The sequence below is a fragment of the Protaetiibacter sp. SSC-01 genome (genome assembly GCF_014483895.1).
In the GTDB taxonomy this organism is placed as follows: domain Bacteria; phylum Actinomycetota; class Actinomycetes; order Actinomycetales; family Microbacteriaceae; genus Homoserinibacter.
Genome location: NZ_CP059987.1, coordinates 52,605 through 66,065 on the forward strand (window position 1 = coordinate 52,605; position 13,461 = coordinate 66,065).

Sequence of the window (13,461 nt, forward strand, 5' to 3'; positions counted from 1 at the left end):
GGGCCGCCGGCACCGGCGGCCGAAGCGGGCGGCAGTGCCTACAGACGGCGGGAGCAACTACCCCCGCCGGGTGCTGTGTCTTCCGTCCGGATCAGCGAGTTCCCCCGCCGATGCTGTGACTGACCCCGCCGCGCCGACCGGGGCTGTGAGTCAGGGCGCAGCTGGAGCTACGGCAGAGGGGCGGGGGAAACGACTCCCGCCGAATCGGCGCAACTCCCGCCGTCGGTGCGATTGCTCCCCCGTCGGTCGAGTCGCCCGCACACTTCACGGCGCCTGCCGCCGGCCGCAGCCTGTGCGGCGCGAGCGGGCCGTGCGGCGCGAGCGGGCCGGGCGGCGCGAGCAGATCGGGCGCCGCGAGCCCACCGTGCCCCCAGCGCTCCGTACGGCGGCCGCGGCGGGAGAAACGGCCGTGCGGCGGGAGGCGCTTCTCCCGCCGCACGGTCACGGCTCCAGCCGCGCCACGAACCGGCTCCAGCCGCGCCAGGAACCGCAGCGGCTCAGCTCATCGACTCCGCCGCGGTGGGTTCGGATGCCGCAGCCGGCCCGGCAGCGCCCTTCGTGGGGCGCGCGGCGGGGGCCGCGAGCGTCGCGAGCACGATGAGCACGAAGACGATGAGCAGCGCGTTGAGGATGCCGACGCTCTCGCCCACGAGGCCGATGAGCGGGGGGCCGACGAGGAAGGCGCAGTAGCCGACCGTCGCGACGGCGGAGACGCGGGCGGCGGCTCGCGCCGGGTCATCGGCGGCGGCCGACATCGCGACGGGGAAGCCGAGCGACGCGCCGAGACCCCACAGCACGATGCCGACGACGGCGATCCAGATGACGGGCACGAAGATCACGAGCGCGAGGCCGATCGCGGCGGCGCCGCCCGTGAGCCACAGCACCGGCACGCGGCCGAAGCGGTCGATGAGAGGCCCGCCGACGATGCGGCCGACCATCATCGCGGCAGTGAAGACGGTGAAGAGCGCGGCGCCCTGGCCGTTGTCGAGCCCGCGGTCGTCGACCATGCCGAGCGCGAGCCAGTCGTTGGCCGAGCCCTCGGTGAACGCCATGCCGAGCGCGATGAGGCCGATCGCGAGCGTGCGCGGCTCGAGCCAGATCGACATCCGGTCCTTGAACGGCACGTGGGCGACCTCCTCCCCCGTCTCGGCGTGCGTGGCGACGCGCGGGATGGCGCGCGGCGCGAGCACGGCGCCGACGGCGAGCAGCACGGCCATGCCGATCGCATGCCAGACGACGTCGACGTGCGCGAAGACGAGGGCGGTGCCGATCGTCGTCCCGACGACCATGCCGGCGCTCCAGCTCGCGTGCAGCAGCGGCATGATGGTCTTGCCGATGACCTTCTCGACGGCCGCGCCCTCGACGTTCATGGCCACGTCGCAGATGGCGCTGCCGAACCCGTAGATCGCCATGCCGACGACGACGAGCGCGAACACCCCGAGCACCGAGGTGCCGACGCCGATGACGACGAGCGCGATGGCGCAGACGCCGAGCATGAGCGCGATCGAGCGGCGCCCGCCGAGCCACTGGATGACGTGGCTCGCGAGCAGCAGGCCGATGATCGAGCCGATCGAGACGCCGAGGATGAGGTAGCCGACCCACGAGGTGGGCAGCTCGAGCACGTCGCGGATCGACGGGATGCGGATGGCCCACGTCGCGGCGCCGAGCCCGTTGAGCGCGAACACCGCGAACACGGCGTTGCGCCAGGCGGTGGCGTGGGAGGGGCGGGTGGGCGTCGTCGTCATGGTGCTATCCGGGGCTCGTGCGGTGGGTGGTGTCTCGAACTGATGTCGAATCGATTCGATCGAATCGATTCGAGTAGGCTAGCGCGCGATGACCGACCCCGCAAACACCCGCCCCACCCTCGCCGCCGTCGCGCGGCGGGCGGGCGTCTCCGCGTCGACGGCATCCCTCGTCTTCAGCGGCTCCGGGCCGGTGTCGGATGCCACGCGCGCCAAGGTGCTCGAGGCCGCGGCCGCGCTCGACTACGCCGGCCCCGACCCCACCGCGCGATCGCTCCGCCGCGGGCGCACGGGCGTCATCGGCCTCGTCACCGAGGACTCCCTCGGCGACGCCTTCCGCGACCCCATGAACCTCGCCCTCCTCGACGGCCTCGGCGAGGAGCTGAGCGACGACGCCTACGGCCTCCTCGTGCTCCCGTGGACGGGCGAGCCCGGCGGCGTCGACCTCGGCGACGTGCCCATGGATGCCGCCATCCTCCTCGGCTGCTCGGCCGACCTCGCGCGCTCCGTCGAGATCCTTCAGCGCCGCCGCATCCCGATCGTGGCGATCGAGGCCCCTCGCCTGCAGGGCGTCGTGCCGATCGACCTCGACAACGCCGAGGCGACCGCGCGCGGCGCCGAGCTGCTGCGCGAACTCGGCCACCGACGCGTCGCCCTCGTCACACTCCCCCTCGACCTCGCGCGCGAGCGCGCACCGCTGACACCCGAGCGCGAAGCCGCCGCGACCGCCTACACGGCGATCGAGCGCATCCGCGGCGCCCGTGAGGTGTTCCCGGATGCCGTGGGCGTCTCGGCCGGCGGAAGCACCGTCGCCGAGGGGCACGCGGCTGGGCTCGCGCTGCTCGACGTGCCGGCGGAGGATCGGCCGACCGCGATCATCGCGCAGTCCGACCTGCTCGCGGCGGGTGTCATCCGCGCGGCCGACGAGCTCGGCATCGAGGTGCCGGGCGAGCTGAGCGTGCTCGGCTTCGACGGCATCCGGCTCGACGGCATCACGCCGCACGTGCTCACGACGCTCGTGCAGCCCTCCGTCGAGAAGGGGCGGCTCGCGGGTCGCGCCGTGCGCGCGGCGCTTGCGGACGGCGCCGCCCCCGGCGCCGCGGTGACCGCGGTGCTGCGCCGCGGCGACACCGTGGCCGCACCTCATTCACGCTGACCGGTCGGTTTCTGGCCCTATTCCGGCCGGATAGGGCCAGAAACGGACCACTCAGCGGAGGTAACTCGCGCCATGGGTGGCGAGGTGACTTCGGGAGCCGGCGGCGGCCTCAACCGGCGGCGTACGCGGCCAGCCGGTCGAACGCCGCGTCGAGCTCGGTGTCGACGCGCTGCCGCGCCGGGTCGGCGAGGTACCACTCGGCGATCTCGCGCGCGCCCTCGGCGAACGGGGTCGTCGCGACCCAGCCGGGCACGAGCGTCTTGATGCGCGCGTTGTCGAAGACCACCGAGTGCGCCTTGTCGCCCACGAGGCCCGGCCCCATGTCCGGGATCTCGCGCGCGATCGCATCCGACGCGACGTGCACGATCCGGGGGTCGACGCCGAGCGCCCGCCCGAGCAGGCGCGTGATCTCGTCCCACGTGAGCGACTCGTCGCCCGTGATGTGCACGGGCGAGCCCACGGCGTGCGGGTTGCCGAAGAGCCCCACGAAGGCGCGCGCGAAGTCGCGTGCGTGGGTGAGCGTCCACCAGCTCGTTCCATCGCCGTGCACGATGACGGGCTTGCCGTCGAGCATGCGCTGCAGCGTCGTCCATGCGCCCTCGAGCGGGATGAGCGTGGCGTCGTAGGTGTGCGAGGGGCGCACGATCGTCATGGGGAAACCGCTGTCGCGGTAGGCGGCGACGAGCAGGTCCTCGCACGCGATCTTGTCGCGCGAGTACTGCCAGTGCGGGTTCCGCAGCGGCGTCGATTCGACGATCGGCAGCTGTGCGATCGGCTTCTGGTACGCGGATGCGGAGGAGATGAAGAGGTACTGGCCCGTCCGCCCGGAGAAGAGGTCGACATCCGCCTGCACCTGCTCGGGCCGGAACGCGCGGAAGTTGGCGACGACGTCGAACTCGCGCGAGCCGACCGCGGCGGCGACGGATGCGGCGTCGTCCGCGTCGCCGACGATCACCTCGGCGCCCTCGACGGCCGGCCGTGTCGTGGAGCGTCCCCTGTTGAGCAGTGTGACCTCGAAGCCCCGCTCGACGGCGAACCGCGAGACCGAGCTGCTGATGATGCCGTTGCCGCCGACGATGAGCACCCTCTGCGCTGCCATGCCGGGAGTCTAGGTGGGCCAAACGCTGCAGCGCTTGGCGTCGCGCGGCAGGAACCTCAGCCGCGCACAGGCAACCGCTGCAGCGCTTGGCCTCACGCGGCAGGGATCTCAGCCGCACACAGCCAACCGCTGCAGCGTTGTGCATAGGCTGGCGCGTATGACCGACGCCGCTCCCGCCTCCACCGCATCCGGAATCGCGCTCGACGAGCTCGACCCGGCCGTGCGCCCCCAGGACGACCTGTTCCGGCACGTCAACGGCAAGTGGATCGCGCGCACGGAGATCCCCTCCGACAAGGCGCGCTACGGCTCCTTCTACGTGCTCGCCGAGGCCGCCGAGCAGGCGGTGCGCGAGATCATCGAGGAGGCCCAGCAGGCCCCCGCCGGCACCGAGGAGCGCAAGGTCGGCGACCTCTACGCGAGCTTCATGGACGAGGACACGATCGAGGCCCTCGCGTGGGAGCCGATCCGCGCCGAGCTCGCATCCGTCACCGAGCTCGCCGACATCCCCGCGTTCCTGCGCGCGCTCGGCGAGTTCGAGCGCACGGGCGTCGCGGGCTTCTTCGCGGCGTTCGTCGACAACGACCCGGGCGACCCCGAGCGCTACCTGGTGTTCCTCGAGCAGGCGGGCCTCGGCCTCCCCGACGAGTCGTACTACCGCGAGGAGAAGTTCGCCGAGATCCGCGAGGCCTACCTCGCCTACCTCGAGCGGATGCTGACCCTCGCGGGCTTCGACAAGTGCCCGAAGCGCGCCCACCGCATCCTCGAGCTCGAGACCGCGATCGCGGCCCACCACTGGGACAACGTGCGCACGCGCGACAGCCAGGCCACCTACAACCCCATGTCGTGGACGGATGCCGCCGCGCTCGCGAAGGACGTGCCGCTCGACGTGTGGCTCGACGGCCTCGGCGTGCCGGAGGGCGCGTTCGACACCGTGGTCGTGCGCGAGCCGAGCTTCGTCGAGGGCCTCTCGGAGCTGCTCGTCGAGGACCGCCTCAATGCCTGGCGCGACTGGCTGCGCTTCCAGCTCATCCGCTCGGTCGCCCCGTACCTGCACGAGGAGGTCGTGAAGACCAACTTCGACTTCTACGGCACGACGCTCACGGGCCAGCCCGAGATGCGCGCCCGCTGGAAGCGCGGCGTCTCGCTCGTCGAGGGTGCGATGGGCGAGGCCGTCGGCAAGGTCTACGTCGAGCGCCACTTCAGCCCCACCGCGAAGACCGCGATGGACGAGCTCGTCGCCAACCTCGTCGAGGCGTACAGGCAGTCGATCGAGACGCTCGACTGGATGACGGATGCGACGCGGCAGCGCGCGCTCGAGAAGCTCGCGAAGTTCACGCCCAAGATCGGCTACCCCGCGAAGTGGCGCGACTACTCCTCGCTCACCGTGGTCGCATCCGACCTCGTCGCGAACGTGCGGGCGACCGCGGCGTTCGAGTTCGCGCGCGAGCTCGGCAAGATCGGCAAGCCGATCGACCGCGACGAGTGGTTCATGACGCCGCAGACGATCAACGCGTACTACAACCCCGGTTTCAACGAGATCGTGTTCCCGGCGGCGATCCTGCAGTACCCCTTCTTCGACGAGAACCGGGATGCGGCGGCCAACTACGGCGCGATCGGCGCGGTCATCGGCCACGAGATCGGGCACGGCTTCGACGACCAGGGCTCGCAGTTCGACGGCGACGGTCGCCTCACCGACTGGTGGACCCAGGAGGACCGCGCGGCGTTCGAGGAGCGCACCTCGAAGCTCATCGCGCAGTACGACGCGCTCGAGCCGGCGCAGCTGCCCGGGCACCACGTCAACGGCGCGCTCACGATCGGCGAGAACATCGGTGACCTCGGCGGCCTCGGCATCGCGTGGAAGGCGTACCTGCTGTCGCTCGACGGTGCGGAGCCGCCCGTCGTCGACGGGCTCACGGCCGCGCAGCGGTTCCTCCTGAGCTGGGCGCAGTCGTGGCAGATCAAGCTGCGCGACGAGGAGGCCCTCCGCCTGCTCTCGATCGATCCGCATTCGCCGAACGAGTTCCGCTGCAACCAGATCGTCCGTAATCTGGACGTGTTCTTCGATGCCTTCGGAGTCACCCCCGACGACGCTCTCTGGCTCGAACCCGACGACAGGGTCACCATTTGGTAGATACCCCCGTGCTCCCCGGACGGCGCGCGCGTGTGCAGCAGGCACGAGCGCCGCGCCACCGCGCGGAGCGCCCGGAGCCGAGCTTCGCGGGGGCCTTCCAGGCCCTCGGCGAACTCGCCTACGGGGGGGCGCAGGTGTCGGCGTCGGTCATCGACCTCGACTCCGACGAGCGCGTGCTCTCCATCGACGACCGGATCGTGCTGCCCACGGCATCCGTCGGCAAGATCCTGCTGCTCATCGAGGTGTCGGCGCGGCTCTCGGAGCAGGCGGTGCCGGCGATCGAGGTGCTCGACAAGACCCCGAAGGACTCGGTCGGCGACTCGGGACTGTGGCGGCACCTGCAGGCGCGGTCGCTTCCGCTCGCCGACGTCGCGACGCTCGTGGGTGCCACGAGCGACAACCTCGCCACGAACGTGCTGCTGCGCGAGGTGGGGCTGGATGCCGTGCGCGCCCGCACCGAGGAGCTCGGCCTCCTGCGCACCGCCCTGCTCGACCTCGTGCGCGATACGCGCGGACCGGATGACGCCCCCCAGCTCTCGGTCGGCTCGACCGCCGAGCTCGCGTGGCTCTTCGCGGCGCTCGCGCGCGGCCGCGTCGTGGATGCGCTGACCTCGTCGCGCGTGCTCGGCTGGCTCTCGCTCAACACCGACCTCTCGATGGTCGCGAGCGCGTTCGGCGTCGACCCGCTCTCGCACCGCGGCGTCGACCACGGCCTGCAGCTCGTCAACAAGACGGGGACGGATGCGGGGGTGCGTTCCGAGGTCGGCATCCTCCGCGGTCCCCGCCGCGGCGTCGCCTACGCCGTCTCCGTGCAGTTCGCGGACCGCTCGATCGCGGCGCGGTTGCGGGTGCTCGACGCCCTGCGGGCGGTCGGGTTCGACCTGCTCGAGTACGTGTACTGAGGCGGAGGCTCCGCTCGTTCAGAGTGGTCGGTCTACCCCTCTTATCCACAGATCGCACTGAGGGTCTTGCGCCCCCCATATGGGGGCCCCTATCTTCATGAGCACCACGCAGGTTCGAGCCGTACCCGCGGATCCCACCTCGTCCGGCGTGACACCCCCGCAACACCCCCCACCCCCCACATCCGGATCGTCCCCCGATTCGTTCGCTTCCCACACCGGTACGTCCGGCGCGCCCGAATCGTGGGTCGTCCTTGCCCGCGCGCCGCCATACGCGCGGGTCCCCCTGCAAGGACCCCACCGTGCTGAAGAAGTTCCTCGCGACGTTCGTCGCCGTCCTGCTCACCCTCGGCCTCTCCCTCGTGGCCACGTCCCCCGCGGTCGCCGCATCCGACGGCAGGCCCAGCCCCGGCAAGGGCTCGAGCGACCATCGCTCGGGCGACAACCGCTACGGCGGGTCGAACGACGGCACCAAGTCGTCGACACCGCCGAAGCAGACTCAGGCACCTGCACCGGCACCCGCTCCGACCCCGGCGAAGTTGAGCCCCGCGCCCGCGCCGAGCCCGACGAAGAGCACGCCGCCCGCGCAGCAGAAGTCGACCGGGCCGTCGACGCAGCGGAAGTCGACGACGTCGACCCCTCAGAAGTCGAGCACCTCGACGAAGTCGACGACGCCGACGAAGCTCTACGGCGTCGCGATCTACGTCTACAAGAAGCTCGACCCGACGAAGGATGCGTCGTGGTCGAACTCGGGTCCGCAGAAGCTCCTCCTCCAGGACGTCGACAACACGAGCAAGGAGACCAACACCTGGTACACCTCGCTCGACCCGGCGCTCCTCGGTGACATCTGCGGCCCCGGCTGGGCCGTTCAGCAGGACAAGGTGTCGTTCACCGGCTCCTTCTCCTTCCCGTCGGCGATCACCCCGCCGGCCGACAACATCGGCTGGCCGCCGCTCTACGACGCCAAGCACCAGAACCTCGAGAAGCTCGTCCAGGTGCCGACCTGCGCCCCGCCGCCGGCGCCGTGCATCGACACGTCGGCCGTGAGCTACACCTACGACGCGGCGACCAACAGCGGCGTCATCACCGTCGCCCCGCGAGACGGGTCGAACGGCCGGCTCTGCAAGCCCTTCTACGTGACTGCCACGAGCTGGAAGTACCTCACGGCCGCGGCCTGGCCGCAGAAGCTCGACCAGGTGCAGAAGCTCGGCCCCATCTCGGAGCCCGGCAGCTACCCCTACTCCGCACCGGTGACGTGCGGCCAGGGCGACATCTACGCCTCGTGGTCGGCCGACGACCCGACGCTCGACCCCACGCCTTACCTCTACGGACCCGACAGCCCCTTCGACGAGAAGTTCCTGCACGACATGGGCTTCACGGGCACGAAGCCGACGTACATGAACACGCAGTTCGGCTGCAACGTGCTCACGGTCGACGTGCCGAGCACTCCCCCGAGCTGCGAGGCCGACGGCGGCTACACGCTGCCCGAGGTCGAGCACGTCACCTGGCACGTGGGCGGCGCGGCGGTCGAGCCGGGCGACTACACGGCGAGGGCGGGCGACGAGGTCGCGATCACGGCCGTCGCCGACGAGACGTGGGTGCTCAAGGGTGGCAAGAAGGACAAGACGTCGAACCTCTGGACGCTCACCTGGACCCTCGACTTCCCCGAGCCGGAGTGCGAGCAGGCGCGCGCGGTCGTGCCGAAGTTCGAATGGGAGAACCTCTCGTGCGACGCCGAGGCGGGCGGCAGCTACACGCTGCCCGACATCTCCGGCGTGACCTGGCTCGTCGACGGCCTCCAGGCAGACCCCGACACCTACACGGTGACCGGGCCCCGCACGGTGAACGTCCAGGCGGTGCCCGACCAGTCGAACGGTCCCGTGGTCTTCCCCGGGGACGCGAAGACCACCTGGACTCTCAAGTTCACGGCCTCCTCCGACTGCCTCACCCTTACGGGCTCGAGCGTCACCGGCACGTGCGAGGCGGACTCCCCCTGGATCCACTACACGGTCACCCTCACCGACCCGTATGACCAGAGCACGACCCGCGACGCGCGCCTCATTCTGGCCGCGAACGGTGAGAGCGTCACGCTCGACCTCGGCACGATCCCCGACGGCGCGACGACGCTGACCGGCAAGGTGCTCTGGCCCGGTGCGAGCGTCGACCCCGACACGGGTGCGGCCAACGGCTGGCCCGGGTGGGAGCTCGTGGGCGGCGAATGGCGGCCGACGCCGGGCAACTACGCGTGGACGCGCGTCATCACCGACGCGACGCTCGAGGTGAACCCGTCGCTCGTCGTCTCACTCACCTACCCGCCGGCCACACCCGACTGCGACACGCAGCCGCCGCAGGACCCGCCGACCCTCGGCTCGTTCCCGACCAACGCACAGCTCGCCGAGCAGTGCACGGCCGACGGCCGCGCCGTGCTCACCCTCGGCCTCCTCGACGGGGTCTCGTTCTTCGAGGACGTGAACTACTTCATCGACGGCGTGCCGGCCGCGAGCTCGACGGTGGCCCTCTCCCCCGGCACCTACCGGGTGACGGTGACCGTCAAGAACCCGAGCGACGGACTCGACGGCCCCACGGCGTGGAACGTCACCGTCCGCGGCGGCGACGTCTGCGGTGAGCTCGAGACCCTCGCGCTCACCGGCTTCGACGGCGGCTACCTCGTGGCGCTCGCGGCGATGATGCTCGCTGCAGGCGCGGCGATCCTGGTCACCGGCCGCCGCCAGCGAGAGGCCGACTGAGACTCCGGATCCCGTCCGCTGCAGGGGCGGACGGGGTCCGGGCCCTCCGGTGAGAGCCCGGAGGCGCGGTCAGGCAGTCGACGCCTCGTCGGCAGCCGCGGACCGCGGCTCCGGCTCGACTCCGTAGACAGCGGCAAGACCCGCGACGAAGTCGCTCAGGCGACCCTCCGCCGCCAGCTCGCGCGCGCGCTCCGACGGACCGTGCATGAGCACCCCCGCGAAGTGACGCAGCGCCGACTCGACGGAGCCGTCATCGCCACGGGCGCGCGCGCGGGCGACCTCCGCCTCGAGCATCGCGTCCACATGGCGGCGCAGGGCGACGATCGCGGGAGCGGCCGCGGCATCCGCGGCGAAACCCGCAGCCGCATCGCCCACCACGGCGTGCGCGGGGCCCGCGAGCTCCGGCAGCGGCGCGTGCAGCGCCAGCAGCTCGAGGTCGATGAGCTCGACGCCCGGCACGGCACCCACCGCCGGGTCGACGTTGCGCGGCAGCCCCAGATCGATCACGAGCAGCGGATGCCCCGCGGTCACATGCTCGGGCGAGATCGTGTAGCGGGCCGTGCAGGTGACCACGACATCCGCGCCGGTGAGCGCCTCACGAAGCTCCCCCTCCGCGCGCACGCCGTACTTCGCGGCGAACATCTCCGCGCGGCCGGTCGCCGAGAAGACGCTCACGTGCTCCGCCCCGCGGCTGCGGAGGGATGCGATGGTCGTCGCCGCGTAGCGGCCCGTACCGACGAGCAGCACGCGCACCTGCGCCCAGTCGGGAACGCGCGACGACGCGAGGTCGAGCGCGAGCCGCGCCACGCCGCGGTCGACACGGCTCTGATCGGCCACCCCCCGCACGACGCGCGAGGTGCGGGCCGCCTGCTGGAACAGCCGGTCGAGCGCACCCGTCATGGTGCCGGCAGCGCGCGCCTCCCGAGCCGCGCGCTGCACCTGTCCCGCGATCTCCTCCTCGCCGACGACCATCGACTCGAGGCCCGCCGTCACCGCGAAGAGGTGACGCACGGCGCTCACCCCGAGGTGCGTCGCGGCGACGGCCCGCAGCTGCTGCGCGTCGTCGGGCGAGTCGGAGGCGATCGCCGCGGCCACCGCCTCGGCCGCCACAGCATCCGGAGCGGCGAGCGGGTCGTCGAGGTCGAGGTAGGCCTCGAAGCGATTGCACGTCGACAGCACCACGACCCCGCGCACGAAGTCGTGGCGGGCGAGCCGGTGCGCCGCCTCGGCGGCCGGGATACGGGACACCCGGTCGAGGAGATCGAACCCGGCGTTGCCGTGATTCGCCGTCAGACAGAACAGCACGCAGACCATGGTACGAGGTGCCTCCCTAACGGGGGCCGACAGCCCGGGACATGGGGGAGGATGGAGGAGTGCTTCCCCCGTCCCACCCCCTGACCGACGGCCGTACCTCGGCATCCGCCTTCATCCGCGCCGTGCGCGGCGAGCGGCCCGAGCGCACCCCCGTGTGGTTCATGCGGCAGGCGGGGCGCTCGCTCCCCGAATACCGGGCGTCGCGTGCCGGCGTCGACATGCTCGACGCCTGCCTCACGCCCGAGCTCGCCGCTGAGATCACGCTGCAGCCCGTGCGCCGGCACGGCGTCGATGCCGCGATCCTGTTCAGCGACATCGTCGTGCCCGTGCTGCTCGCGGGCGTCGACGTGCGCATCGTGCCGGGCCGCGGACCCGTGCTCGACGAGCCGATCCGCACGGCGTCCGACGTTCTGAAGCTCCGCCCCATCGACCCGGATGTGCTCGCACCCATCTCGGAGGCGGTGCGCCTCACGGTCGCGGAGCTCGGCGAGACACCCCTCATCGCGTTCGGCGGCGCACCCTTCACCCTCGCGTCGTACCTCGTCGAGGGCGGCCCGTCGAAGGACCAGCTGCGCGCCCGCTCGCTCATGTACTCCGACCCGCACACCTGGGCGGCGCTGCTCAACTGGTGCGCGGATGTCACGGGCGCCTTCCTGCGCGCCCAGGTCGAGGCCGGCGCGAGCACCGCCCAGCTGTTCGACTCGTGGATCGGCTCGCTCTCGCGCCGCGACTACCAGCGCCGCGTCGCCCCGCACTCGAAGCGCGCGCTCGACGCCCTGCGCGGCCTCGAGGTGCCGAAGCTGCACTTCGGCGTCGGCAGCGGCGAGGTGCTCGACCTCCTCCCCGGGCTCGGGGCGGATGCGATCGGCATCGACTGGCGCATCCCGCTCGACGAGGCGAGCGCGCGGCTCGGCGGCGGCATCCCGCTGCAGGGCAACATCGACCCCGCGCTGCTCGCGGCGCCCTGGTCGGTGCTGCACGCGCACGTCGAGGACGTACTCGACCGCGGCCTGGCCGCGCCCGCACACATCGTCAACCTCGGCCATGGCGTGCCACCCGAGACCGATCCCGACGTGCTCACCAGGATCGTGGAGCTCGTGCATGCCCGCCGCTGAGCGCGTCGTCATCGTCGGCGGGGGAGTAGCGGGTCTCGTCGCCGCGCGGGCCCTCGTGCTCGCCGGATGCGAGATCGAACTGCTCGAGAAGAGCGAGCGGCTCGGCGGTCAGCTGACATCGCATTCCGTCGCCGGAATCGAGCTCGACGCGGGCGCGGAGGCGTATGCCGTCCGCGGCGATGCGGTGCCCACGCTCCTGCGTTCGCTGCATCTCGCCGACGACATCGTGCACCCCGCGAGCACGCCCGCGTGGCTCCACCGCGCCGACGGCAGCGCCGTGCCGCTCCCCGCGACGAGCCTTCTGGGCATCCCCGGCGTGCCCCTCGCGCAAGACGTGATCGATGCCATCGGCATGGGTGCCGCCCTCCGCGCGCAGCTCGACAACCTCCTGCCCGGGCTCGTCGCGTCGAAGGCGCAGAGCGTCGGCGAGCTCGTGCGCCGCCGGATGGGGCAGGCCGTGCTCGACGGCCTCGTCGCCCCCGTCGTGCGTGGGGTGCATTCCGTGTCGCCCGACGAGCTCGACCTCGACCGCGCGGCGCCGGGGCTCCGCGGGGCGCTCCTCCGGCAGGGCAGCCTCGCCGCCGCCGTGCGCTCGCGCCGCGAGTCCGCACCGGCGGGCGCCGCGGTCGCGTCGCTGCGCGGCGGCCTCCACCGCATGGTCTCCGCGCTCGTCGCCGACCTCGACCGCTTCGGGGTGCGCGTGCGCACGGGTGTGGAGGTCACCGAGGTCGACGCCGACGGCGCGAGAACCGCGGCCGGCGAGCGCGTCACCGGCGAGGTGCTCCTCGCGGCCCCGCTCCGCGCCGACGCACCCCGCACGCGCGTCACCGTCGCGACGATCGCGGTCGACGCGCCCGAGCTCGCGGATGCGCCGCGCGGCACGGGAGTGCTCGTCGCGGCGGGCGCTCCGGATGTCGCGGCTCGCGCGCTCACGCACCTCACCGCGAAGTGGGAGTGGATCGCCGAGAGCACCCCCCTGCAGTTCCTCCGCCTCTCCTACGACGAGGGAGTCGAGGTGACACCCGAGCTCGCGCGGCGCGACGCCGAAGCGCTGCTCGGCCGCCGCATCCCCGCCCCCGTCGACTCCGCGGTCGTGCACTGGGAGCGTGTGGGGCGACGCGTCGACGCAGAACATGCCATTGACGGAATGCGTCGGGTGGGGGAGGCTGAATCCGGAACCGGGCTCGCCACGGTGATCCCTTACGCCCTCGACGTCGCGAACGCAATCCCCTCCGACGCCGACGGGCGCCAGGACTAG

General features: G+C 72.2%; 9 protein-coding genes. 6 read left to right on the forward strand and 3 right to left on the reverse strand.

The genetic code is table 11. The features are described 5' to 3' along the window. Positions 1-497: 497 nt before the first annotated feature. A complete protein-coding gene (locus H4J02_RS00265; RefSeq protein ID WP_187675157.1) occupies positions 498-1,745 on the reverse strand; it encodes a sugar MFS transporter in 1,248 nt (415 codons plus the stop codon). Between the two features lie 88 nt (positions 1,746-1,833). Between H4J02_RS00265 and H4J02_RS00270 the strand changes: the two genes are divergently transcribed. Next, positions 1,834-2,898: a LacI family DNA-binding transcriptional regulator gene (locus H4J02_RS00270; protein WP_187675158.1), complete on the forward strand. Its 1,065-nt coding sequence runs from the start codon at positions 1,834-1,836 to the stop codon at positions 2,896-2,898. A gap of 109 nt (positions 2,899-3,007) precedes the next feature. Here H4J02_RS00270 and H4J02_RS00275 read toward each other — a convergent pair whose 3' ends face one another. Then, positions 3,008-3,997 (reverse strand): NAD-dependent epimerase/dehydratase family protein, encoded by a 990-nt coding sequence (locus H4J02_RS00275; RefSeq protein ID WP_187675159.1) that lies wholly within the window; start codon positions 3,995-3,997, stop codon positions 3,008-3,010. Positions 3,998-4,154: 157 nt separating this feature from the next. Here H4J02_RS00275 and H4J02_RS00280 point away from each other — a divergent pair, with 157 nt between their 5' ends. From H4J02_RS00280 to H4J02_RS00290, 3 genes are all read left to right on the forward strand, one after another. After that, positions 4,155-6,128 carry a M13 family metallopeptidase gene (locus H4J02_RS00280; protein ID WP_187675160.1) on the forward strand — a complete coding sequence of 658 codons (1,974 nt, stop codon included), beginning with the start codon at positions 4,155-4,157 and terminating at the stop codon, positions 6,126-6,128. A 32-nt stretch (positions 6,129-6,160) separates the two neighbouring features. Further along, positions 6,161-7,030, forward strand: a complete 870-nt coding sequence (locus H4J02_RS00285) for a serine hydrolase (protein WP_262406146.1) — start codon at positions 6,161-6,163, stop codon at positions 7,028-7,030. 299 nt (positions 7,031-7,329) lie between these two features. Next, positions 7,330-9,774 (forward strand): hypothetical protein, encoded by a 2,445-nt coding sequence (locus H4J02_RS00290; protein WP_187675162.1) that lies wholly within the window; start codon positions 7,330-7,332, stop codon positions 9,772-9,774. Positions 9,775-9,843: 69 nt separating this feature from the next. Here H4J02_RS00290 and H4J02_RS00295 read toward each other — a convergent pair whose 3' ends face one another. Then, a complete protein-coding gene (locus H4J02_RS00295; protein ID WP_262406147.1) occupies positions 9,844-11,022 on the reverse strand; it encodes a glutamyl-tRNA reductase in 1,179 nt (392 codons plus the stop codon). A gap of 107 nt (positions 11,023-11,129) precedes the next feature. Between H4J02_RS00295 and hemE the strand changes: the two genes are divergently transcribed. Both hemE and H4J02_RS00305 read left to right on the forward strand, forming a co-directional pair. After that, positions 11,130-12,203, forward strand: a complete 1,074-nt coding sequence (gene hemE / locus H4J02_RS00300; protein WP_187675164.1) for a uroporphyrinogen decarboxylase — start codon at positions 11,130-11,132, stop codon at positions 12,201-12,203. Then, positions 12,190-13,461 (forward strand): NAD(P)/FAD-dependent oxidoreductase, encoded by a 1,272-nt coding sequence (locus H4J02_RS00305; protein ID WP_187675165.1) that lies wholly within the window; start codon positions 12,190-12,192, stop codon positions 13,459-13,461. Before hemE ends, H4J02_RS00305 begins: the two co-directional genes overlap by 14 nt.

What these genes read in the sequence shown, in the direction of transcription:
- H4J02_RS00265 (WP_187675157.1), bottom strand. Translation starts at nt 1,745, where the DNA reads ATGACGACGACGCCCACCCGCCCCTCCCACGCCACCGCCTGGCGCAAC.
- H4J02_RS00270 (WP_187675158.1), top strand. Translation starts at nt 1,834, where the DNA reads ATGACCGACCCCGCAAACACCCGCCCCACCCTCGCCGCCGTCGCGCGG.
- H4J02_RS00275 (WP_187675159.1), bottom strand. Translation starts at nt 3,997, where the DNA reads ATGGCAGCGCAGAGGGTGCTCATCGTCGGCGGCAACGGCATCATCAGC.
- H4J02_RS00280 (WP_187675160.1), top strand. Translation starts at nt 4,155, where the DNA reads ATGACCGACGCCGCTCCCGCCTCCACCGCATCCGGAATCGCGCTCGAC.
- hemE (WP_187675164.1), top strand. Translation starts at nt 11,130, where the DNA reads ATGGGGGAGGATGGAGGAGTGCTTCCCCCGTCCCACCCCCTGACCGAC.
- H4J02_RS00305 (WP_187675165.1), top strand. Translation starts at nt 12,190, where the DNA reads ATGCCCGCCGCTGAGCGCGTCGTCATCGTCGGCGGGGGAGTAGCGGGT.